The organism is Streptomyces sp. NPDC008150, assembly GCF_042956945.1.
Lineage (GTDB): Bacteria > Actinomycetota > Actinomycetes > Streptomycetales > Streptomycetaceae > Streptomyces.
The window spans coordinates 14,310-35,759 of sequence record NZ_JBIBHJ010000011.1 but is presented as its reverse complement, the minus strand read 5'-3'; the positions used below and the strand labels follow the sequence as shown (position 1 = coordinate 35,759).

General features: G+C 72.4%; 19 protein-coding genes and 1 riboswitch. Of the genes, 8 read left to right on the top strand and 11 right to left on the bottom strand.

Annotated features, from left to right (window positions below):
- From ACFZA0_RS25145 to ACFZA0_RS25125, 5 genes are all read right to left on the bottom strand, one after another.
- Positions 1 to 1,848 (bottom strand): dipeptide ABC transporter ATP-binding protein, encoded by a 1,848-nt coding sequence (locus ACFZA0_RS25145; protein ID WP_391020920.1) that lies wholly within the window; start codon positions 1,846 to 1,848, stop codon positions 1 to 3.
- Positions 1,849 to 2,120: 272 nt separating this feature from the next.
- Positions 2,121 to 3,056: an ABC transporter permease subunit gene (locus ACFZA0_RS25140; RefSeq protein ID WP_391020918.1), complete on the bottom strand. Its 936-nt coding sequence runs from the start codon at positions 3,054 to 3,056 to the stop codon at positions 2,121 to 2,123.
- On the bottom strand, positions 3,053 to 4,012 hold the full coding sequence (locus ACFZA0_RS25135; RefSeq protein ID WP_391020916.1) for an ABC transporter permease subunit: 960 nt from the start codon (positions 4,010 to 4,012) through the stop codon (positions 3,053 to 3,055). Before ACFZA0_RS25135 ends, ACFZA0_RS25140 begins: the two co-directional genes overlap by 4 nt.
- A gap of 2 nt (positions 4,013 to 4,014) precedes the next feature.
- On the bottom strand, positions 4,015 to 5,646 hold the full coding sequence (locus ACFZA0_RS25130; RefSeq protein WP_391020914.1) for an ABC transporter substrate-binding protein: 1,632 nt from the start codon (positions 5,644 to 5,646) through the stop codon (positions 4,015 to 4,017).
- Between the two features lie 204 nt (positions 5,647 to 5,850).
- Positions 5,851 to 5,970 carry a putative leader peptide gene (locus tag ACFZA0_RS25125; protein ID WP_391020913.1) on the bottom strand — a complete coding sequence of 40 codons (120 nt, stop codon included), beginning with the start codon at positions 5,968 to 5,970 and terminating at the stop codon, positions 5,851 to 5,853.
- Between the two features lie 32 nt (positions 5,971 to 6,002).
- Positions 6,003 to 6,115: riboswitch (SAM riboswitch) on the bottom strand.
- Positions 6,116 to 6,754: 639 nt separating this feature from the next.
- Here ACFZA0_RS25125 and ACFZA0_RS25120 point away from each other — a divergent pair.
- From ACFZA0_RS25120 to ACFZA0_RS25095, 6 genes are all read left to right on the top strand, one after another.
- A complete protein-coding gene (locus tag ACFZA0_RS25120; protein ID WP_391020911.1) occupies positions 6,755 to 8,188 on the top strand; it encodes an MFS transporter in 1,434 nt (477 codons plus the stop codon).
- The gene (locus tag ACFZA0_RS25115) at positions 8,181 to 9,347 is read left to right on the top strand and encodes an LLM class flavin-dependent oxidoreductase (RefSeq protein ID WP_391020910.1); all 1,167 of its coding nucleotides are present in this window, start codon (positions 8,181 to 8,183) and stop codon (positions 9,345 to 9,347) included. Before ACFZA0_RS25120 ends, ACFZA0_RS25115 begins: the two co-directional genes overlap by 8 nt.
- Positions 9,348 to 9,357: 10 nt before the next feature.
- On the top strand, positions 9,358 to 10,671 hold the full coding sequence (locus ACFZA0_RS25110) for an NtaA/DmoA family FMN-dependent monooxygenase (RefSeq protein ID WP_391020908.1): 1,314 nt from the start codon (positions 9,358 to 9,360) through the stop codon (positions 10,669 to 10,671).
- A 424-nt stretch (positions 10,672 to 11,095) separates the two neighbouring features.
- Positions 11,096 to 12,121 (top strand): 2-oxoglutarate and iron-dependent oxygenase domain-containing protein, encoded by a 1,026-nt coding sequence (locus ACFZA0_RS25105; RefSeq protein WP_391020906.1) that lies wholly within the window; start codon positions 11,096 to 11,098, stop codon positions 12,119 to 12,121.
- On the top strand, positions 12,118 to 13,434 hold the full coding sequence (locus ACFZA0_RS25100) for a PLP-dependent transferase (RefSeq protein ID WP_391020904.1): 1,317 nt from the start codon (positions 12,118 to 12,120) through the stop codon (positions 13,432 to 13,434). The genes ACFZA0_RS25105 and ACFZA0_RS25100 overlap by 4 nt, the downstream gene beginning before the upstream one ends.
- Positions 13,435 to 14,031: 597 nt before the next feature.
- On the top strand, positions 14,032 to 14,625 hold the full coding sequence (locus tag ACFZA0_RS25095; protein ID WP_391020902.1) for a TIGR00730 family Rossman fold protein: 594 nt from the start codon (positions 14,032 to 14,034) through the stop codon (positions 14,623 to 14,625).
- A 112-nt stretch (positions 14,626 to 14,737) separates the two neighbouring features.
- On the opposite strand, the gene ACFZA0_RS25090 is transcribed toward ACFZA0_RS25095, so the two are convergent.
- Positions 14,738 to 15,625, bottom strand: coding sequence for a helix-turn-helix domain-containing protein (locus tag ACFZA0_RS25090; RefSeq protein WP_391020901.1), 888 nt, complete (start codon positions 15,623 to 15,625; stop codon positions 14,738 to 14,740).
- Positions 15,626 to 15,766: 141 nt separating this feature from the next.
- On the opposite strand from ACFZA0_RS25090, the gene ACFZA0_RS25085 reads away from it, so the two are divergent.
- Positions 15,767 to 16,621, top strand: a complete 855-nt coding sequence (locus ACFZA0_RS25085; protein WP_391020899.1) for an NAD-dependent epimerase/dehydratase family protein — start codon at positions 15,767 to 15,769, stop codon at positions 16,619 to 16,621.
- A 389-nt stretch (positions 16,622 to 17,010) separates the two neighbouring features.
- On the opposite strand, the gene ACFZA0_RS25080 is transcribed toward ACFZA0_RS25085, so the two are convergent.
- Positions 17,011 to 17,292 carry a MarR family transcriptional regulator gene (locus tag ACFZA0_RS25080; RefSeq protein WP_391020897.1) on the bottom strand — a complete coding sequence of 94 codons (282 nt, stop codon included), beginning with the start codon at positions 17,290 to 17,292 and terminating at the stop codon, positions 17,011 to 17,013.
- A gap of 16 nt (positions 17,293 to 17,308) precedes the next feature.
- Between ACFZA0_RS25080 and ACFZA0_RS25075 the strand changes: the two genes are divergently transcribed.
- Complete coding sequence (locus tag ACFZA0_RS25075; protein ID WP_391020896.1) at positions 17,309 to 17,734, top strand: hypothetical protein; 426 nt, start codon at positions 17,309 to 17,311, stop codon at positions 17,732 to 17,734.
- 396 nt (positions 17,735 to 18,130) lie between these two features.
- On the opposite strand, the gene ACFZA0_RS25070 is transcribed toward ACFZA0_RS25075, so the two are convergent.
- The 4 genes from ACFZA0_RS25070 to ACFZA0_RS25055 all read right to left on the bottom strand — a co-directional run bounded on the left by ACFZA0_RS25070 (position 18,131) and on the right by ACFZA0_RS25055 (position 21,247).
- Positions 18,131 to 18,577 carry a hypothetical protein gene (locus tag ACFZA0_RS25070; RefSeq protein WP_391020895.1) on the bottom strand — a complete coding sequence of 149 codons (447 nt, stop codon included), beginning with the start codon at positions 18,575 to 18,577 and terminating at the stop codon, positions 18,131 to 18,133.
- A 346-nt stretch (positions 18,578 to 18,923) separates the two neighbouring features.
- Complete coding sequence (locus tag ACFZA0_RS25065; protein WP_391020893.1) at positions 18,924 to 19,157, bottom strand: hypothetical protein; 234 nt, start codon at positions 19,155 to 19,157, stop codon at positions 18,924 to 18,926.
- A gap of 86 nt (positions 19,158 to 19,243) precedes the next feature.
- Positions 19,244 to 20,452: a hypothetical protein gene (locus ACFZA0_RS25060; RefSeq protein ID WP_391020891.1), complete on the bottom strand. Its 1,209-nt coding sequence runs from the start codon at positions 20,450 to 20,452 to the stop codon at positions 19,244 to 19,246.
- Between the two features lie 63 nt (positions 20,453 to 20,515).
- Positions 20,516 to 21,247: a PA14 domain-containing protein gene (locus ACFZA0_RS25055; protein WP_391020889.1), complete on the bottom strand. Its 732-nt coding sequence runs from the start codon at positions 21,245 to 21,247 to the stop codon at positions 20,516 to 20,518.
- Between the last annotated feature and the right edge of the window lie 203 nt (positions 21,248 to 21,450).

Sequence of the window (21,450 nt, the reverse complement as noted above, 5' to 3'; positions counted from 1 at the left end):
TCAGCTGGTGGGTGACTCGGCGGGGGCGGTGGCCGTGCCGGTGATGGGGGAGGCGGCCTCGCCGGAGGAGGCCGTCCCGCCCGAGGAGGCCGCGTTGCCGGGGGAGGCCGTCCCGCCGGGGGAGGGGACCTTGCCGGTGGGGACGGTCTCGGCGGCGGGGGCCTCGCCGGAGGCGGGGGCGGGCGTCTTGCCGGCAGGGGTGGCCGCCGGGGCGGCGGCCGGGGCGTTGCCGCCGGGGATCGCGGCGAGGAGTTCGCGGGTGTAGGGGTCGTGGGGGCGGGTGAAGAGCTCCTCCGGCGAGCCCGTTTCCACGATCTGGCCGGACCGCATCACCGCGACCCGGTGCGCGATCTGCCGTACGACGGCCAGGTCGTGCGAGATGAAGAGGTACGCCACTCCGGTGTCAGCCTGCAACTCGGCCAGCAGGTCGAGGACTTGGGCCTGCACGGAGACGTCGAGGGCGGACACCGGCTCGTCGCAGACGACCAGGTCGGGCGAGAGGGCGAGGGCGCGGGCGACGGCGACGCGCTGGCGCTGTCCGCCGGAGAGTTCGGCCGGCCGGCGCACCAGGGTCGAGGCGGGCAGCGCGACCCGGTCGAGCAGTTCGCGGGCCCGGTCGAGCCGGGAGGCACGGTCGCCGACCTTGAAGGAGCGCAGCGGTTCGGTGATGACCTCGGCGACGGAGAACCGGGGGTCGAGGGAGGCGTACGGGTTCTGGTAGACGAGCTGGGCGCGGCGGCGCAGCGCGCGGGCGCGGGCGCCGCGGGCGGTGGTGACGTCCTCACCGTCGAAGAACACCTGTCCGGAGGTCGGGTCGGCGAGGCGCAGCACCATCCGGGCGGTGGTGGACTTGCCGGAGCCGGACTCGCCGACCAGGGCGAGGGTCTCGCCGCGGCGGAGGGTGAGGCTGACGTCGTCGACCGCGCGCAGGGTGCGGGATTCGCCGCCGGCCCGGGGGAGCCGGAACTCCTTGACCAGGTTGCGGGCCTCGACCAGCGGGGCGGGCTCGTCGGCGGGACGGGAGACGGGGGCCCGCAGGGGGCGGGCGCCGGCCAGGCTGGGGGCGGCGGCCAGCAGGCGGCGGGTGTACTCGTGCTGCGGGTCGGACAGCACCCGCTGGGTCTCGCCGGCCTCCACCACCTGGCCCTGGGACATCACCACCAGCCGCTGGGCGCGGTCGGCGGCCACCCCGAGGTCGTGCGTGACCAGCAGGATCGCGGTGTCGGAAGTCTTGGTGAGGTGCTGGAGGTGGTCGAGGATGACCCGCTGCACGGTGACGTCGAGGGCGCTGGTCGGCTCGTCGGCGATGATCAGGCGGGGGTTCGCGGCGATGGCGACGGCGATCAGCGCGCGCTGGCGCATACCGCCGGAGAGTTCGTGCGGGTACTGGCGGGCCCGGACGGCGGCGTCCGGCAGTCCGGCCCGGTCGAGGACGGCGACCGCCTCCTCGCGGGCCGCGCGGCGGGTCGCCAGGCCGTGGACCAGCAGCACCTCGGCGACCTGGTCGCCGATGCGCCTGACCGGGTTGAGGGAGACGGTCGGGTCCTGCGGGACCAGTCCGATGCGGGCGCCGCGCACCAGGCGCAGCTCCGCCTCGGAGAGGGTCGCCAGGTCCTGGCCGCCGAAGCGGACGGTGCCGAAGTCGATACGTCCGTTGGCCGCGAGGAGACGGGTCACGGCGTGCGCGGTGGTGCTCTTGCCCGAGCCGGACTCGCCGACCACGGCGGTGACCTGGCCGGGCCACACGTCGAGGTCGACACCCCGGACGGCCGGGACGGTGCCGCCCCGGGTGCGGTACGACACGGACAGGCCGCGGATCTCCAGCAGGGGCTGCGGTGTCTTCGTCATGTTCTGGTCCGCTCCGGGTCGGTTCTCGGTGGTGGGCGGGGTGCGGCCCGCTGCCGGGAGCTCGGGCCGGTGCGCGGTGCCGGGGGACGCCGCCACGGCGGGGCTCCCGGCACCGGGCGCGGTGACGGCCGGGGGCGCCGGACGGCTGCCGCCCCGGGGCGACTCGGTCTCCCCCCGAGGGGTGGTCCCCGGCTCGGGCGCGGGGGTCGCCGGCTCGGGCGTGGCCGGGGCCGGTATCTCCGCCTGGGGCCGCGGCCCCCGCTGCGCGGCGGTCATCGCCGACGGGCCCATTCGCCGTCGAGGGCCCGGGCCACCCGGTTGGTGGCGAGGACGGTCGCGGCGATGGCCAGGCCGGGCAGCGCGGTCAGCCACCAGGCGTTGGCGAGGTAGTTGCGGCCTTCGGAGATCAGCGTCCCCCACTCGGGGGCGGGCGGCGGTGCGCCGTAGCCGAGGAAGCTGAGGGCCGACACGGCGAGGATCGAGGTGCCGAAGTCGAGGGTGGCGAGCACGATCACCGGACCGGCCGCGCCGGGCAGGACGTGCCGGCCGAGGACCGAGTACCAGCGGGCGCCGCAGGAGCGGGACGCCTCCACGAACACCGCCTGCCGCACTCGCAGCACCTCGGACCGCGCCACCCGGGCGAAGGAGGCGACGCTGGCGATACCGACCGCGACCGCCACCTTCACCGTGCCGTAGCCGAGCGCGGTGACCAGGGCGAGGGAGAGGAACAGTGCGGGGATGGACAGCAGGACGTCCACGAACCGCATCAGCACGTCGTCCACCCAGCGGCCGACGAACCCGGCGACCACGCCGAGCAGTCCGCCGACGACGAACGCGACCAGCACCGCGATCAGGGTCGCCTTGAGGGAGAGCTGGGCGCCGTGGACGACGCGGGAGAAGACGTCCCGGCCGAGTTCGTCGGTGCCGAACCAGTGACTTGCGCTCGGGGCACTGAAGTTGTGCGAGGGCACGCCCTTCAGCGGGTCCTGGGAGGTGAACAGGTCCGGCCGGAAGGAGGCCAGGACGATCAGGACGAGGATGACGACGGACAGCAGCAGGCCGGGGCGACCGCCCAGGAAGCGCAGTACCTCCCGGACGTCGGGGCGGCGGCGCGCCGGTCCGGGGGCGGGGGCCTCCGTCTGCGGACCGGCCTGCCGGGCCGGGGCGAGGGCGGTCTCGGCCGGGTCGCCGAGAAGGCTCTGACTCATGCGAGGCGCGCCTTTCTGCCGGAGGCCACCACGATCCGAGGGTCGAGCAGCGGGTAGACGAGGTCGACGAGCAGGTTGCTCGCCACGAAGATCAGCGAGCCGAACAGCACGACTCCCTGGACCAGCGGGATGTCCTGGACGGTGACCGCCGAGGCGGTCACCCGGCCGAGGCCGTCGCGGGAGAACACCGTCTCCACGACCACGGAGCCGGCGATCAGCTGGCCGACCAGCAGTCCGACGACGGTCAGGGCGGGCAGCGAGGCGTTGCGCAGCGCGTGCCGCAGATGGATTCGCGTGCGCCCGGCGCCCTTGGCCCGCGCGGTCTCGACGTACGCCTGGTCGAGCGCGGTGAGCAGGCTCTTGGCCAGGACCTGGGCGATCTGGGCACCGGTCGGGACGGCCAGGGTCAGGGCCGGCAGGACCAGGCCGGGCACCCCGTCGTTGCCGAACGCCGGGAACCAGTGCAGCCGGAAGGAGAACGCCTCCACCAGCAGCAGGCCGACCCAGAAGGTGGGGACGGACACCCCCAGCGGTGGCAGCGACAGCAGGAACTGCCGCAGCCACCGCCGGGAGGTGTAAGTGGCGGCGACCGCGAGGCCGCCGCCCAGGAGCACCGCGAGGAGCAGGGCGGCGCCGGTCAGTTGGAGCGTCTGCGGCAGGGCGTCGGCCAGGGTCCGGGTGACCGGGCGGCCGGTGGAGACGGAGTCCCCGAAGTCGCCCCGCACCGCCCGGCCCAGGTAGTCCGCGTACTGGAGCAGTACGGGCTTGTCGAAGCCGTACTGGTGGCGCAGGGCGGCGAGCCGCTCCGGGTCGACCGGCCCGGAGTCGAGGCCGCCCGCGGCCATCGCGGTGACCGGGTCGCCGGGCAGGTAGTCCAGGACCAGGAAGGCCACCGTGTAGGCCGCCCACAGGACGCCGACCGCCTGGGCCAGACGTTTGACCACGTAGCGGCGCACGGTCAGCCGATCCAGGTGTCGTGCAGCTGGATCCGGCTGGAGGCGTCGAACTTCAGGTCGTGGACCTTCTTGGACACGCCCAGCTGGGTCTGGAGCTCCACCACGGGGACCGTGTAGGCGTTTTCGATGAGTTCCTTCTGAGCGTCGGCGACCAGTTGGGACCGCTTGGCGGTGTCGGCGGCGCCGGCCTGTTCGGACAGGGTGGTGTCCAGCGGGCTCTTCGGCAGGCGGTAGAAGTTGGTGAGGCTGGTGGAGAACTGGCCGCGCAGGATGTCCGGGTCGGCCCGGGTCACGTTGCCCCAGGAGAGGTCGAAGTCGCCGCCCGCCAGCACGGTCGCGAACTGCGGGAGCTGGACCTGCTTGAGGGTGGTGCCGATGCCGACGGCCTTCAGCTGCTGCTGGATCAGCTCCAGGGCGGGCTGGTTGGTGGCCGCGTTGGGGATCCAGACGATGCTCAGGCTGAGCTTCTTGCCGCCCTTGGCACGGATGCCGTCACTGCCGGCCTTCCAGCCGGCCGCGTCCAGCAGGGACTTGGCCTTGGCGGGGTCCGTCGTGAGCTCCGAGGAGAGGTCGGTGTAGTCGGGGGTGGTGTGCGCGAGGACGCTGGTGGCCGGCTGGGTGCCGGTAGGGAAGACCGTGGAGGCGATCTCCTTGCGGTCCAGGGCGTAGCTGATCGCCTGGCGCACCGCGGTCTCCTTCACCGCGGGACGGGAGCTGTTGGCGGTCAGGCCGAAGACCAGACCGGGGTTGGCGCGGCGCTGAAGGTTGACTTGGCCGCCCTGGAGGGCGGTCTCGTCGGCCTTGCCGACACTGCCTATCGCGTCGACCTGGCCGGACTGGAGGCTGCCGGAGCGCACGCCCGCCTCCGGGACGACCTTGAAGACCAGCTTGTCGAGGTAGGCCTCACCGGTCTTCGCCCACAGCGAGGAGCCCCAGTTGTAGCCGGCGCGCCTGGAGAGGGTGACCGACTGGTTCTGGGAGTACTTGTCCAGCACGAACGGACCGGAGCCGCTGACGCCGTCGCTGCACTTCTGCTGCGGGGTCTTCTTCACGCTCGCCGCGGATTCGATGCCCAGCGAGTGCGTCGAAGTGGCCTGGAGGAACTGGACGTTGGGCGCGGCGAAGGTGATCTTGACGGTGTTCGGGTCGACCACGGTGGTGCTCTTCAGGCCGGCCAGGTAGCCCTGGGCGAGGGAGGCCAGCGGACCGAGGTCGGGCACCGCGTCGAAGTTGTCCTTGACCACCTGGGCGGTGAGCTTGGAGCCGTCGCTGAAGGTGACGCCCTCCCGCAGGTGGAAGGTGAAGGTGGTGGCGTCGTCGCTGACCTCCCAGCTCTTCGCCAGCCACGGCACGATCTTGCCGGTCTTCGGGTCCTGGTCGGTGAGCGAGTCGACGATCTGGCGCACCGAGTAGATGGTGTCGTTGCTGCCGACCTGCTGGGGGTCCACGCAGCCGGCGTCGGAGCTGACCGCGAAGGTGAGGGTGCCGCCGGACTTCGGCTTGGCGTCGGAGGAGCCGCTGCCCGAGCCGTCACCGCCGGTGCCGCAGGCGGTCAGCAGGATGCTGGTGGTCAGGAGGGCGGTGAGCGCCGCCCATCGGGTGGTTCTGGCCGGGAGTGCCGGAAGTACGGTCACGAAGAGGTTCTCCTCAATCGGAGTGCCGGGTGCGCAGGCGTGTGCGGGCACGCCGGCGCGGAGCGCGCGGACCCGGCGGGCGGACGCCGGTGACGGCGGACGCGTACGACGGGGCGGAGCCCTGGGCAGGTGGTGACACGGGGACGGGAAACGTGCGGAGCCGACGGCCGGTGACTGTTCGTCAGGCGGCGTGGGGGAAGCGCGTCAGGCGTGACAGAGACAGCTGGTGGAGCGCTTCAGGTCGATGTGGCGCCGCCGGGAGAGCCGGGAGAACACCATGGCGACGGAGGAGGAGGCCCGTTGGCCGGCGTGGTGCTGCCGCATGCGTTCCCCCCTCGGTCTCCGGCCCCGACGGGGCCACGCGCTTGCGGGATCACCGGTGATCCCGCCGGGCTTTCACCTGGAGCACCCCACCGCGGTGGAGGGTTGCCGGTCAGCGAGCCAGGGCTTGACGCTGACACTCAATGCCGGCCGCGATCGTATGGAGCGGTTTCCTCGGACGTCAATGCCCGGAAGCCTCCGAAAACGGGATCCCGCGCGAAGAAAGTCGTCCTGTCTCAGAGGGCGGGACGGTCGGTGGACGCTGCACAGGCCGTGTGCTTTGATCCGGGGCATGGAGATCGCAGGGCAGGCACCCACCGTGCTGCTGGACCCGTTCTGGGCGGGTCGCCGCGCAGATCAGTTCGACCAGACCTGTAGCTGAACCGCCCCGCCCGGTTCGCCCTTTCCCTCCTCTGCCGATACGTGGCCGGTTCGCCGCGTTCGGGTTCGCTTCCCCCCTCCCTTCGCCCGTCGGGCCCGCCGTCCCGGCCGCCGCCGGCGCGCCGAGCCGCGGCCGAGCCCCGGTTGAGCACTGGCTGAGCCCTGTTGGGGGCACGTCGCCCCCACGTCCCGCGCGGACCTCCACCAGGACGGACCGCGAGGCGAAACGGGGGCGGAACACCGGACGCGGCGCCGGACAGGAACGCGGGGCGGGCCGCCGCGCGGCACGGGAGACGGAACACCGGACGGACTGCCCGCCGCCGCGCGGACCCACCCGCGCGCACCGCGCTCCCGCCCCGCGACCGCCCGCCCACGACCGCCCGCCGCTCGTGGCGAAGGAAGGCCCATGGCTGTCAACGACGCCGAACCCACTGGGGTGTTCGCCGCGCTCCGGGTCCGGGACTACCGGATCTACTGGAGCACGGGACTGGTCTCCAACATCGGCAGCGCGATGCAGGGCGTGGCGCTGGACTGGTTCGTGCTGACCCTCACCCACAGCGGTACGGCGCTCGGCTGGGTCGCGGGGCTCCAGTTCGCCCCGGTGCTGCTGTTCGGCCTGTGGGGCGGGGTGATCGCCGACCGGTACGACCGGCGCCGGCTGCTGCTGTGGACGCAGGCGCTGTACGCGGCGCAAGCCGTGCTGTTGGCCGTCATGGTGCTGTCCGGGTACGCGCCGCTCTGGCTGCTGTACGTGCTGTCCTTCGCGCTGGGCGCGGTGTTCACCGTGGAGAACCCGGCCAGGTTGTATTTCGTCAGGGAACTGGTGGGCCGGCCGCTGATCCCCAGGGCCGCCGGGTTGAACATCCTGTCGCTGAACGCCGCCCGGCTGATCGGCCCGGCCGTTGCCGGTGTGCTGATCGGGGTGATCGGTACCGGCTGGGTGTTCGCCCTGAACGCCGCCTCCTTCGCGGCCGTCCTGGCGGGCGTGGCGTCGATCCGGCCGAGGGCCGCGGACGCCCCGGCGGCCGCCCCGCCGCCGTGGCGGAAGGCGGGTGGGGAGGGACTGCGGTACGTCGGCTCACGGCCCGAACTCGTGGGCGTCTTCACCGTCTTCGGGCTCGCCGCGACCTTCGCGGTCAGCTTCCCGACCACGTTGACGCTGTTCGCCGGACGGGTCTTCGACGTCGGTTCGGACGGTCTCGGCTTCATGAACACCGCCCTGGCCGTGGGCACCGTTGCAGGCACCCTTGCCGCGACCCGGGGGATCACGCCCCGGGTGCGGACGGTCGTCGCCGGAGCGGTGCTGTTCGGCGCGTTCGAGGTGCTGGCCGCGCTGATGCCGTCGTACCCGGCCTTCCTCGCGCTGCTGCTGCCGACCGGATGCGCGTTGATGATCCTCAACACTGCGGTCAGCGCGTTCGTCCAGTCCGAGGTGGACGACGCGATGCGTGGGCGCGTGATGGCCGTCTACACGGTGATCTCGATGGGCGGCAGCCCGGTCGGCGGCCCGGTGATCGGCTGGGTCTCCGAACACGCCGGGGTGCGCTGGGGGATGGCCTCGGGCGCCGCGGCGGCCGTCCTCGCGGCGCTCGGGGTGGCGCTGTGGCTGTCGCACCGGCTCGCGGCCGCGCCGGCCGGCCCGGTCACCGCCCCCGTCCGCACCTCCCCGGCCCCCGTCCACTCCTCTCCCGGTTCCGCCCGCACCTTCCCCGGCCCGCTGCCGGCGTCCGGCCCCGACCGGCCGGGCGGCCGCGCCGAAGGCTCCGACCACCGTCCCGCCGGCGACCGGGCTCCCGTGTCGGCCGGTGACCCGTCCACCGGAGGCACCGTTCATGACTGACCACGACACCGCACCGCCCGCGCTGCACCTCGCCCTGGAGGCCGACGGCGACGGCGCCCACCCGGCCGCCGCCCGCCACCCGGGCCGGAGCGCCGGGGCGGGACTCACCCCGCGCGGTGTGCGGGAGGCGGCCGCCTCGGCGGAGGAGGCCGGGTACGCGCTGCTCACCCTGGCCGACGCGCCGCTGCCGCCGGCCACCGGACCGGCGGCCGGTCCGGCCGGCCGGATCGAGGCGGGCAGCCGGGCCGCGTTCCTCACGCTCGCCACCGACCGGCTCGGGCTCGCCCCCACCCTGCACACCACCACCACCGAGCCGTTCCACCTCGCCACCCAGCTCGCCAGCCTGGACCACGCCTCGAACGGCCGGGCCGCCTGGCTGGTCGGCGCGGCCGACGACTCCGGCTCGCTGGCCACCGTCGGGCGGGCGCCGCTGTCCCCCGAGAAGACCCGGCGTGAGGTGGCCGACGTGGTCGAGACCGCCCGCGCGCTCTGGGACTCCTGGGAGGACGACGCGGTGATCAGGGACGTGGCCACCGGCCGCTTCCTGGACGCCGACCGGGTCCACCACATCGACTTCGAGGGCGCCGGCTTCACCGTCAAGGGACCGCTGATCACCCCGCGCCCGCCGCAGGGCCAGGTGGTCGTCCTCGCCCCGGACGCCCTCGGGATCGACGAGCGCGCCGACATCGTCCTGGTGTCCCGGTCCACGCCCGAGGAGATCGCCGAGCGGGCCGCCGAGGCCCGGGCGGCGGGCGCGCCGCTGGTCTTCGCCGAGGTGGAGGCCGTGCTCGACACCGACGACGCCCCGGCCGCCGCCCGGCTGGCAGAGCTGAACGCCACCGCCGACTGGCCGGGCACGGGACGCCTGCGTCACACCGGTTCCGCCGAGGAGCTGACCGACCTGCTCACCCGGCTCGCCCCGCTGGTCGACGGGGTGCGGCTGCACCCCGCCGTCCTCGCTGTGGACGGGCCGGTGCTGGTCGAGCGTGTGCTGCCCGCCCTGGCCGCCGCCGGACTGCACCGGCCGCCCCGGGCGGGGGACACCCTGCGCGCCACGCTCGGCCTGCCACGTCCCGTCAGCCGCTTCGCCACCGCGGCCGCCCCGGCGGACCCCGCCGCCCCGGCCGTCTCTGCCTGCCCCGCCGCCATCAACGTCTGAGGTGACCGCCATGACCGACTCACCCACCGAACCCCGCCTCCACCTCGGCCTGTTCTTCACCGGTGTGGGCGCCCAACTGGTGTGGAGCGAGCCCGACGCCCCCTCGCACACCGCGATCGAGACCTTCGTCGACGTTGCCCACGCCCTGGAACGGGGCCTGTTCGACGCCTTCTTCCTCGGTGAGGGCCTGCGGGTGCGGGAGAACCAGGGCCGCATCTACGATCTCGACGTGGCCGGCCGCCCCGACGCGATCACCCAGCTCTCCGCGCTGGCCGCCGTCACAGAGCGGATCGGCCTGGTCGCCACCCAGAACACCACCTACAACTACCCCGCCGACCTGGCCCGCCGACTGGCCTCCCTCGACCTGCTCACCGAGGGCCGGGCCGGCTGGAACATCGTCACCACCGACAACGCCTGGACCGGTGCCAACTTCCGCCACGGCGGCTGGCTCGCACACGAGCGGCGCTACGAGCGCGCCGGGCAGTTCGTGGACACCGCCAAGGAGCTGTGGGCGTCCTGGAACCCGGGGGCGCCCGCCTCACCTGTGGAGCGGGACACCGACCTCGTGCGGCTGCGGGCGACCACCACCGTCCCGCCAAGCCCTCAGGGCCGTCCGGTGCTCTTCCAGGCCGGCGACTCCGACGGGGGCCGCGACCTCGCCGCCCGCCACGCGGACGTGGTGTTCTCCGCGAACACCGAGTACGACAAGGCGGTGGCGTACGCGGCCGACCTGCGCGGCCGACTCGCCCGGTACGGCCGTACGCCCGACTCCCTGAGAATCCTGCCCGGCGCCACCGTGGTGCTCGGGGACACCGAGGCGGAGGCGGTGGAGAAGGCCCGCTGGCTTCGCGAACAGCAGGTCAACGGGCCCCGGGCGATCGCGTTCCTGGAGCAGTACTGGGGCACCGACCTGTCCGCCTACGACCCCGAAGGCCCGCTCCCCGACATCGAGCCGGCCGAGGGCGAACTCGACCCGTCGCGCGGCACCCTGTCGATCGAGCACCGCACCGGCAAGGCGGAGCGGATCCGCGCATGGCGGGCCCTCGCCGAGGAGCGCGGCTGGTCCATCCGGCAGCTGGTGGCGGAGGTGTCGCCGGGCGGCCACCCGTCCTTCGTCGGCACCCCGTCCGCCGTAGCCGACGAGTGGACGCGTTACGTCCGGACCCGCGCGGTCGACGGCTTCAACCTGGTGCCCCACCTGCTTCCGGCGTCGATCACCGACGTGGTGGACAAGCTGGTGCCCGAGCTGCAGACCCGGGGCGTGTACCGCACCGCGTACGAGGGCACCACCCTGCGCGAGCACCTGGAGCTGCCGAAGCTCTGACCCCGGGGCGCGGGACGCCCCAGTTCCCTTCGGCGCCGGGCTCCTCCGCCGGCGTCGAAGGGGCGGCCTCCGTGACGAAGACCAACAGGCTTGAAGATCTTCGCGGTCGTTTCCCGGTCCTCGGACGCCGTCTCACCCGTCAAGACGCACCGTGGACGCCTCCGCGAGCGTGTGCTTTGATCCGCTCATGGAGACAACTGGCCAGGCACACACGGTGCTGCTCGACCCGTTCTGGGTGAGCCGCCGCGCCGACCAGTTCGACGAGACCTGTCGCTGACCCTTCCACACCGACTGAGATCTCGACCTTCCCCCCATCCCGCCCGCTCCGGGCACATCCCACCGCTCCGCCATCAACAGGTGATCCCTGTACGGCTGTTGACGCGCACTGCGGTGTCCGGCCCTGCTGCCGCCGCGAAGGAACCCCATGGCACAGCCCACCGTCCTGCCCGTCGTCGACATCTCCCGCTTCCGCGATCCCGGCACCGACCGTGACGCCTTCCTGGCCGAACTTCGTTCCGCCGCCCACGACGTGGGGTTCTTCTACGTCACCGGACACGGCGTATCCGTATCCGTCCGGGACGGGATCCTGCGCGCGGCCCGCGCCTTCTTCGCCCTCCCCGAGGATCGCCGGCTGGAGATCGAGAACCTCAACTCCCCCCAGTTCCGCGGCTACACGCGCACGGGAACCGAGTACACGGCCGGCAGCGCCGACTGGCGCGAACAGATCGACATCGGCCCCGAACGAGAGCCGATCACCACCGGACCGGCGGATCCCGACTACCTCCGGCTCGTCGGCCCCAACCAATGGCCCACCGCACTACCGGAGTTGCGGGACATCGTGCTGCGCTGGCAGGCGGAGGCCCTGCGCGTGAGCCGCGAGGTCCTGCGGGCCCTCGCGGCCGCGCTCGGCCAGCACGAGCGCTACTTCGACGAGTGGTTCGACGACGAGGCCGCCGTCCACGTGAAGATCGTCCACTATCCGCCGCGACCGGCCGAGGACGCCGACCAGGGCGTGGGCGTTCACAAGGACTACGGCTATCTCGCGCTGCTGCAGCAGGACGAGGTGGGCGGACTCCAGGTCCAGCGCGAGGACGGCGGCTGGATCGACGTGCTACCGGTACCGGACGCCTTCGTGTTCAACATCGGCGAGATGCTGGAGATCGCCACACAGGGCTATCTGAAGGCCACCCGGCATCGGGTGGTCAGTCCGTCGGGTGTCGACCGCTACTCCATTCCCTTCTTCCTCGGCCCGCGCCTCGACGCGGTCGTCAAGCCGCTCCGGCTCCCGCCGGAACTCGCGGCACTGAGCCGGGGCGTCACCGACGACCCGGACAATCCCCTCCTCGCGGCCTTCGGAGAGAACGCCCTGGTCGGGTGGCTCCGCTCGCATCCGAAGGTCGCCGAACGCTGGTGGTCCGACGTCCTGGCGAAGCGGGAGAACACCCGATGAGCAGTGAACGCCCCTACAGGGATTGGGAATTCGAAACTCGGCAGGTGCACGCCGGCGCCGTTCCGGATCCGGTCACCGGCGCCCGTGCCGTGCCGATCCACCAGACCACCAGCTACGTCTACCGCGACACGGCGCACGCCGCCGCGGCCTTCGCCCTCGACGATCTCGCCACCCACGCCTACACCCGGCTGTCGAACCCGACCACCGCCGTGGCCGAGGAACGCGTCGCGGCCCTGGAAGGCGGCTCGGCCGCCGTCGCGGTGGCGAGCGGCCAGGCTGCCACCGCCCTCGCCCTGCTGAACCTGGCGCGCGTCGGTGACCATATCGTCGCCTCGTCCTCGCTCTACGGCGGCACGCGCACCCTCCTGGAACACACCTTCGCCGACTTCGGCATCGCGGTCACTTTCATCGACGACCCGGACAACCTCGGCGCCTGGTACGCGGCCGTGGGCCCCGGTACCAAGGCGTTCTTCGGCGAGACCATCGGCAACCCGCGAGGCAACGTCCTCGACACCGAGGCCGTTGCCCGCATCGCCCACGAGGTGGGTGTCCCCCTCGTCGTGGACAACACCGTGCTTACGCCCCACCTGCTGCGGCCCATCGAGCACGGCGCGGACATCGTCGTGCATTCCACCACCAAGTTCCTCTCCGGACACGGCACCGGCATCGGCGGAGTCGTCGTGGACAGTGGCCGCTTCGACTTCGGCGCCGACCCCGACCGGTGGCCCGGCCTGACCCACGCCGACCCGACGTACAACGGACTGTCGTTCTGGGAATCCTTCTCCCCCCTCGGCCTCGCCTACGCACTCCGTCTGCGTACCCGACTCCTCCGGGATCTGGGACCGGCAGTCTCGCCCTTCAACAGCTTCCTGCTCCTGCAGGGGCTGGAAACCCTCAGCCTGCGCATCGAGCGGCAGGTGGCGAACGCCCAGGCACTCGCCTCCTGGCTGGAAGCGCAGCCGCAGGTCGACCGGGTCCACTACGCGGGCCTCGCGTCCAGCCCCTGGAGGACCCAGGCCAAGCGGTATCTGCCGCGCGGGGCCGGCGCCCTGCTCGCCTTCGAACTCGCGGACGGGCTGAACGCCGGGCGCCGATTCGTCGAAGGGTTACAGCTGTTCAGTCATCTCGCCAACATCGGCGACGTACGCAGTCTCGTCATCCACCCCGCCTCCACCACCCACGCCCAACTCGACGCCGACCAGCAGGCGGCGGCCGGTGTCACCCCGGGCCTGGTGCGGCTCTCCGTAGGTGTCGAAGGCCTCGACGACCTCATCGCCGACCTGGAAACCGCTCTGAGGGCGGCCTCCGCATGAGAAGCCGTATCGCGATCGATCATGGAACGGGCCAGCCGAACAGGTCTCCCAACGGGGCCGTCTTCCCCGCAGCCACCCCGACCTGTCCGACCAGGACCACGTCCTGCTGGGGCTGCTGAACGCGGGCCTCAAGGACGAGGCTGTCCAGCGCCAACTGGGCATCAGCGAAAGGACGTTGCGCCGGCGCATCGCCGACCTGACCGCCCGGCTCGGAGCCATCAGCCGGTTCCAGGCGGGGACGCAGGCGGTGCGGCGGGGGTGGGTCTGACAAGAGCGACGCCGGTCCGTGTCGGTGGTGAGCAGCGGCAACCGGTCCATCCGTCCGGACCGCGCCGTCCCGTGAGGTCGGTGCCGTTGCCGCCGCCGCAACCGATCTCACGACGTGTCACGTAGCCGTCGTCACCTCCTGGACCCGGATGCCCGCGCCGGCGGCGGCCGACTCTCACCCTGCACTTGAGGGTCAGGTGCGGCTGCCGAGGGACGGCCGTCGCCCGGTGAGCCGCCTCCCGGGGCGCCCTCGTCCGAAGCCCCTGGTCGGAGGCGTGAGACGCGTGGTAGACCGAAAGGCCCGCCCCCTCCTGCGCCCCGGAGAGTTCCATGCGTCGTGTCGCCGTCTTCCTCGCCTCGTCCAGCGGACACGACCCTGCCCACGTCGCGTTGGCGGCTGCTGTCGGCTCCGGGCTGGCCCGGCGCGGCATAGGACTGGTCTACGGCGGTGGCCGCCGGGGCCTGATGGGGGTGGTGGCGGACAGCGCGCTGGAGGCCGGCGGCGAGGTGGTCGGCGTCATGCCGCGCAGCATGGTCGAGCGGGAGTGGGCCCATGAGGGGGTGACGGAACTGGTCCGGTGCGACTCGATGCACGAGCGCAAGGCGATCATGGCCGAGTACTCCGACGCCTTCGTCGCGCTGCCCGGCGGTCTCGGCACACTGGAGGAGATATTCGAGGTGTGGTCGTGGCGCCAGCTCGGCTTCCACACCAAACCGGTGGGTTTCCTCGACGCGGGAGGGTTCTGGACGCCGCTGCTCGGCGTCCTGCGCGGCCTGGTCGACTCCGGCTTCCTGCCGGCCCCGACCCTGGACGACCTTGCCGTCGCCGCCGACCTGGACGGCCTGCTGGAGTCCCTCGAGGAACGGCTGCGCGCAACCCCGCGGGCCGCGCACGGAGAGGGCTGGGGCGGGTCCGGCACCTGAGCCATCGGCACCCGGCGGGGCGGCGCGTTGACACCGACAGGAACAGCGGGCCTTCGCCCCGTTCTGGATGCGCCTCCGTTCGGGTGCGACCCCCGTTCCCGGGGACGACGGCCTACGACGTGTGCCGTGCGGCTGGCCCCTGCTCCTGCGGTGCGGAGTCCGCCGGGGTCAGGTCCTGCATGCCCACCACGCGCAGCAGTCGCAGGCGCTCGTACGATTCGGTACCCGGGCGGGCGGTGTGGATGACGAGTTGCTGGTTGTGGCCGGAGTTGGCGAGGACCTCGCAGTCGAGTTCGAGGATGCCGACGGCAGGATGCCGGAAGCGCTTCGTGGAGGCGCGGCGTACGGCGACCTCGTGCTCGTCCCAGAGGCGGGCGAACTCCTGGCTGCCGGTGCGCAGTTCGCTGACGAGGGCCGCGGGTTCGGGGTCCGTGGGGCGGGCCGAGGCGACCGCGCGCAGACCGGCGACCTGCTCGCGGGCGCGTTCGGGGCGGTCCTCGGGAGGGAACAGCTCTTGGGCGTCCGGGTCGAGGAAGAAGCGCCGGATCATGTTGCGCTCGCGGGGCGGGCGGGCGAGGGCGTCTCCGCTCAGCGCCTGCGACAAGGCGTTCTGGGCCAGGACCTGACCGTAGTCGGTCGTCACCATAGCCGGGGTGTCGTGGAGCCGGTCCAGTACGAGGAGCAGGCCCGGGCGTACGTGGGCGCTGGTCGCCTCCCGGCGCGGTGGCTCCTCGCCGGCGAGATGGAAGAGGTGATCGTGCTCGTCCTGTGTCAGCCGCAGGGCACGGGCCAGCGCGGCGAGCATCTGGCGGGACGGCCGGGGACCCCGGGCCTGTTCCAGCCGTGCGTAGTAGTCCACGGACATGCCGGCAAGCTGGGCGACCTCCTCGCGGCGCAGCCCCGGCGTACGGCGCCGGGTTCCTGCCGTGAGGCCCACGTCGGAAGGGTCGAGGCGGGCGCGGGCGTGGCGCAGGAAGTCGGCGAGTTCGGCTCGGTTCACCCTTCCAGGGTGCGGGAGACCGGCCCGGTTATCCAGGACCTCACAGTCCCCTGATCAAGAGGTCTCTCCCGCCCGGCCTGGCTCCGGGCAAGGCTGGAACGTGCAGGCAGACGGACCATGAATACGAGCGAGGAGCACGCCATGCTGACTTTGGTGACCGGTACGACGGGACAGGTCGGACGCCGCTTCGTGCCGAGGCTGCTGGCCCAGCGGCAGCCCGGCGAGCAGGTGCGCGTGCTGGTGCGGGACGCTGCGCGCGGCGAACGCTTCGCGGAGCTGGGTGCCCAGGTCGCGGTGGGGGACATGCGCGACGAGAAGACGCTGGGCGAGGCACTCGCCGGGGTGGACGCCGTGGTGAACGTCGCCGCGTCCTTCCGCGGGGTGCCCGACGAGGAGGCCTGGGCCGTGAACCGTGACGCCGCGGTGGCGCTGGGCCGTGCCGCGCAGGTCTCGGGCGTGGAGCGGTTCGTGCAGGTCAGTACCAACAACGTGTACGGCGTCGGGCGGGGACGCCCGCTGACGGAGGACGACGAGAGCCGCCCGGGTGGCGCGATGTGGGGTGCCTACCCGGCTTCCAAGGCGGAGGCAGAGCGGGAGCTGCTCGCGCTCGAAGGGCTGGACGTACGCGTCGGACGGCTTCCCTTCGTCTACGGCGAGGGCGACCCGCACCTCGCCAACGCGTTGCACTGGGCGTCGGGTTGGGCGCCGCACCAGCGCTTGCAGATGGCCCATCACGCGGACGTCGCCCAGGGCCTGATGCGCCTGCTGTACGCGCCGGGCATCGCCGGCCGGATCTACAACGTCGCCGACGACGCCCCCGTGACGACGGTCGAGCTCTACCAGCTCAACGGTGTCGAGGTTCCCGCCGGGCTCCACGAACTCACGGACCCCGACCCGTGGCACGGGATCACGTCCAACCTGCGGATCCGCCGGGACCTCGGCTTCCGGCCGATCTACCCGAGCGTTTGGACGGCCCGGGACGCCGGAGCGCTGTGACGGCTCCTGAGCCCGGCCGCACGGGGCCTGACGCCGGCGTCACCAGTGCGCCGGCCGTGCAGCCGACGTGTGGTCGCCGCGTTCGGCCCGCTGCGCCGGGGTACGGACGGCCTCGCGGCGGTCCTGACCCGCTCCACCGGGCCGGGGCAGGACCGACCGGCAGCTCGACGGCCCTGTACCGGCGCCGTGCCGGGCGTCCGCGCGTGCCGACGCGGCCCTGACGGCCGCCGAGGCGGACGCACCGCGGGGCGCGGAGTCCGCGACGGCCGACATCGCCGCAGCGGCATCCGGACGGCAACGGTGGACCCGACGCCCCCGCGTGGCTGGGAAGTCGGGCAGGGCGGGTGGTGGTTGGGCCGGCTGGGCCCTTCGCGTTCGGCTGGCCCGGCTCACGGGCGGATGACGGCCTGTTCGAGCAGGCCCTGCAACGTGCGCTGCTGTTGCGCGGTGAGGCCGGTCAACGGCGAGTCCTGGGCGAGGAGTTCGAGGAGCCGTTCGCGCAGTGCGGTGTCCGCGCTGAGGACCAGGTGCTTGGCGCGGCGGTCGGTGGGGTGGGCGCGGCGCTCGACCAGGCCCTGCTTTTCGAGCTTGTCGACGACGAAGGTGGCGTTGGAGGGCTCGCAGCTCATCCGTTCGGGGAGCGGGAGGTGCGGTGACGGACCGACAGCCAAGGGGAGAGGGACCGTCATGACGAACTCTGCGGTTGACCGGAGCGGGCGGACGCGGCGGCCGGCGGGCATCCGCTCGCTGCGACTGGGCTACACCAGGGTGTCGTTCGTGCCCGACGGGGACGTCCGGCTCCCGCCGCGCGGCTGGCTCCCGGACACCACCGACGAGGTGTGGGCCGAACACCCCGAGTACCTGAACCGCTGGCTCCTGCTCGGCGGGCTGCTCCTGGCCGTGGTGGTGGCGATCGCGTCGCGGATACGGCGTTGGCGGACCCCGGCCGCCCTCGGACTGCTCGCGGTCGTCGTCCTCCTGGTCCTCGCCGACGGGCACGCGGCGCGCGCGGACGCGGTGGCCCTGCGGATCGTGGCGTCCGGCCACTGCGACGAACCCATGGCGTACAACGTCTCGTACGGCTGGTTCGACTGGAGCCCACTCGGCCCCTGAACATCCCGACATCACGACCGTCCCCGGGGCTTCCGCGCTCGCTCCGTTTCGGCTTTGGGCTGCCACGTGCTGTTGCGCCGACGGCGTTGGTCGGTGCGGTCGGGCGCCGACGGTGGTCGGCGGCAAACGAGCGGGAGGCGCGATCCGTTGCTCCCGAGAACCGGCAGCGCCGTTCCCCCGGCTCGGCATGCCTGTGGCGGCAGCCCGGGGAACGGCGCATCTCGACTTCGGCGAACCGCCGTTGAGGTGGTCGACCGCACGACGTGGCACGATCGCGACCGACGAGCTTGTGATCCCTGGGGACGGCCGGATCGGTCGGTGACGGTCATTCCGGCCGCCAGGAGGCTCTGGAGGGGCCGCGACAGCCCCGCTGCCGGAGCCGTATGAGCTGCCGTGTCAGCTGGTGTAGAAGGACTGGTAGCCGTAGGAGCCGGTCCACTTGCCGGCGCTGCGGTCGTAGGTGCGGGCAACCATGAAGACCAGGCCCTCCTCGTAGAAGTCCTTGTTGCACACGACCCAGGTGCCGGCGCCCTCGGAGTTCACACACTGGCCTGACCGGTAGATACCGCTGTCGTTCCAGTGCTTGTAGTTCTCCCAGTCGGAGACCGCGGAGGCGCTGTCGGCGTCGCCGTCGTAGACGTAGATCTTGTCGCCGCTGGGATCGAAGCAGACCTTGGCCTTGTCTATCGAACCCACACAGCCGGCGCCGCTGCTCGGGCCGCTCACCTTCGTCCCCTGCTGGAAGGAGTCGGCGGCGGCGGCCGGACTCGCGCCGGACAGCGCGATCGCGAGCGCGCCGGCAAGGGCGGCACCGGCGGTCATGGTGGTGCGGATGCGGTTCATGTGTTTCCTCTCCTAGCACAAATGCGTGCGACAGCCGCCGCCCACGCCGCGGAGCGGGCGCGAGAGACGGTCGTTCCCCCAGGAGTGGTCTGGGTGTTGCGGCACGGTGTCTGAGGGTCTACCTGATCACGGTAAGGACTCACAGGCAACACACAGCTCAACAATCCCACGGGTCAACTCACCAATTCTCCAGACCACTTGCCCTTCCCATCGGCCGCATCCCGACCGCCTTCCGAACCCGCGGGAGCCGTCGCCCCCATCACGGCGATCAGCGCCAGTCCCGGGGAGAGGGCGACGAAGCTGCCACGAAGCACCCAGCGTGCGTGCAGGACGCCCAGCGTGGTGCTCAGCACGGCGCCGCCGCCTCGAACTTGGTCGTGCGCGCCGCGATGTCCTCGGCGGAGGAACCGGTCGGCTCACCGCTGACCCGGCCGGCGACGAGGCAAGACGACGCGGTCGGCGGGGGAAGCTGCGACGGGTCGTGGCTGACCAGGATGACCGCCCTGCCCTCCCGATCGGGAATACCCCGCAGCAGGGGCAGCACCCCTCGCCCGGTCTGCGAGCCGAGCGCGCCGTGCACGTTTGGGGCAACGTGGCAACGACGCGTGGCCCCGGTTGTGTTGCCACCCGGTGCGCTCTGCTGCCCCGCGCATCCGCGTATGCCGGTCACGTGTAGTTCTGGAGGACCTCCCATTCACCGAGCGTGCCGTCCGCGTGCGTCAGGGCCACTCGGTAGAAGAGCGTGCTCCGCGCCGGGACCCCGGTGTCGGTGAAGTAGTACCAGTGGCTCGCCGCCGTCGTCGCGAACGACGTGCGGCTTTCCCAGCTCAGCGTGTCCGGGTTCCAGCGCTGGACGAGGAACCCGGTGGCGTCGTCGTCCGAGACGTGGTCCGGCTCGTAGTTCCAGCGGAGCGTCTGGGTGACGGCGTCCGCGTCGTACGAGTCCACGGCCAGGAGCCAGATGTCCGACTCGCCACTGGAACCGTCGGGGGGCGTCAAGTCGCGCTCCGTCACCTCGACGGAGGCGACGGTCGGGTCCTCCCGATTCAGGGCGTTGCCGTCGTCGTCCTCGGCGACCACCACGTAGCGCAGCCGCTCGCCGTCCGGGAGCGTTTGGTGCATCAGCTCCGACGCGGTCGTTGTTCCCGCGTCCCACCACTCGCCCGAACCGCCCACCTCCTGGAACCAGACGCTGTAGTGGTCGATGTCCGAGTCCGGGCTGTCGTCCCAGTCGAGGCTGACACCGTCGTCCTCGGCCTCGGCGGTCAGGCCGGTGACCGGCTCGGGAGTCACCAGGTCTCCGACGTGGTGGACCGTGACGGTGGTCGAGGCCGGGCCCCGGTTTCCGGCGAGGTCCACGGGCCGCAGCGAGTAGGTGTAGGTGGTGTCCGCCGTGAGCCGGGTGTCCGTCCACGTCGAGGTGCCGGAGCCGACCACCACACCGTTGCGGTAGACGTCGAACGTCCCGTAGTCGGGGGCGTGCGACCAGGTGAGGGTCACCGCGTGCTCGGTGTCGCTCGCGGCGAGGTCGTCGGGCACCCAGGTCGGTGCGGTCTTGTCGAGGGTGCTGTAGACCGCGGTCCCGGAGGCGGGCGATTCGTTGCCGTAGACGTCCACTGCGGTGACCACGTACCGGTAGTCGTCACCGGTCTGCGGCAGCGACTGCTCGTAGTACGGGCTTTTCACGGTCGCCACCAGATTGCCCGGGGTGGTTGCCACGACGGCCGCAGCCGAGCGGTAGACGCGGTAACCGGCCAGGTCCTTCTCGGAGTTGGCGTCCCAGTACAGCTTGACCGCCGTGGCCCAGCCGATGGCCCAGTTGTCCTCGACGCCGACGGGCGCCGCGGGCGCAGTCGTGTCACGGATGGTCGTCACGCCCAGGTCCGCCGTGCCCGCGGACTCATGGCCCGCCTTGTCGTAGGCGCGGACCTCGTAGTATTAGACGGCACCGTCGAGCGGCAGCGTGCTGTCGGTCCACGCCGTGGTCGAGGCGGTGGCCGCCACGGTGGCCGCGGGTTTGGCGGGATAGGAGGCACCCTTGGGGCGGCGGTAGACGTGGTAGCCGGCGAGGTCCATCTCCTTGCCGCGCGCCCAGGAGAACTTCGCCGCGCCGGTGGTCGTGCTGTAGGCCACCTTGGGACTGCCGGGGGTGAGCGGAGCGACCGTGTCGACCGTCGGGGAGGTGCGTGGTGCGTAGGAGAAGGAAACAGCGGCGTTGCCGGTCCAGTTGACGTAGTCGACGCGTAGGGTGTGTGTCCCCTTGGGAACAGTGACGTCGACCGTCTTCTTCACGGTCGTGGACCCGTTCTTCCACAGGTCGATCTTGCGAATGCCGTCCAGGTAGACGCGGACACCGTCCAGCGCCGACGCGGTGAAGGTGAACGGGCCCCCGGAACCGAAGTCCCGGGTGACCGACCAGCGGACACCGAAGCCGCTCTTGGGCAGGCCGGAGACGGGGGCGCCGGAACCCCAGTTCTGCGCGATCACACTGTCGCAGTCGGTCCGTTTCGGAGTCCCGGAGAACGACGTGTTCGCGTAGAACAGCCGCTTGAAGACAGGGGACGCGCAGCTGGTCGCCGCCCCGGCGGAGGGGGCGAGCAGCAGGGGGCCCGTGGTGGCGAGCAGGATGACGGTGACCGCGCCGGCGGCCGGACGTCCAAGGTGAGGCATGCGTTCTCTCTCGAAGCCGGGATCGGCGGCCTCGGGCCGCCGATGATCACGACTTGGCGCCCTGCCGCTTGGTTGTACGGCCGCCGATCACAAGAGGGCTACGCTTCACCGGCCCACCGGCCCACCGGCCCACCGGCCCACCGGCCCACCGGCCCACCGGCCCACCGGCCCACCGGCCCACCGGCCCACCGGCCCACCGGCCG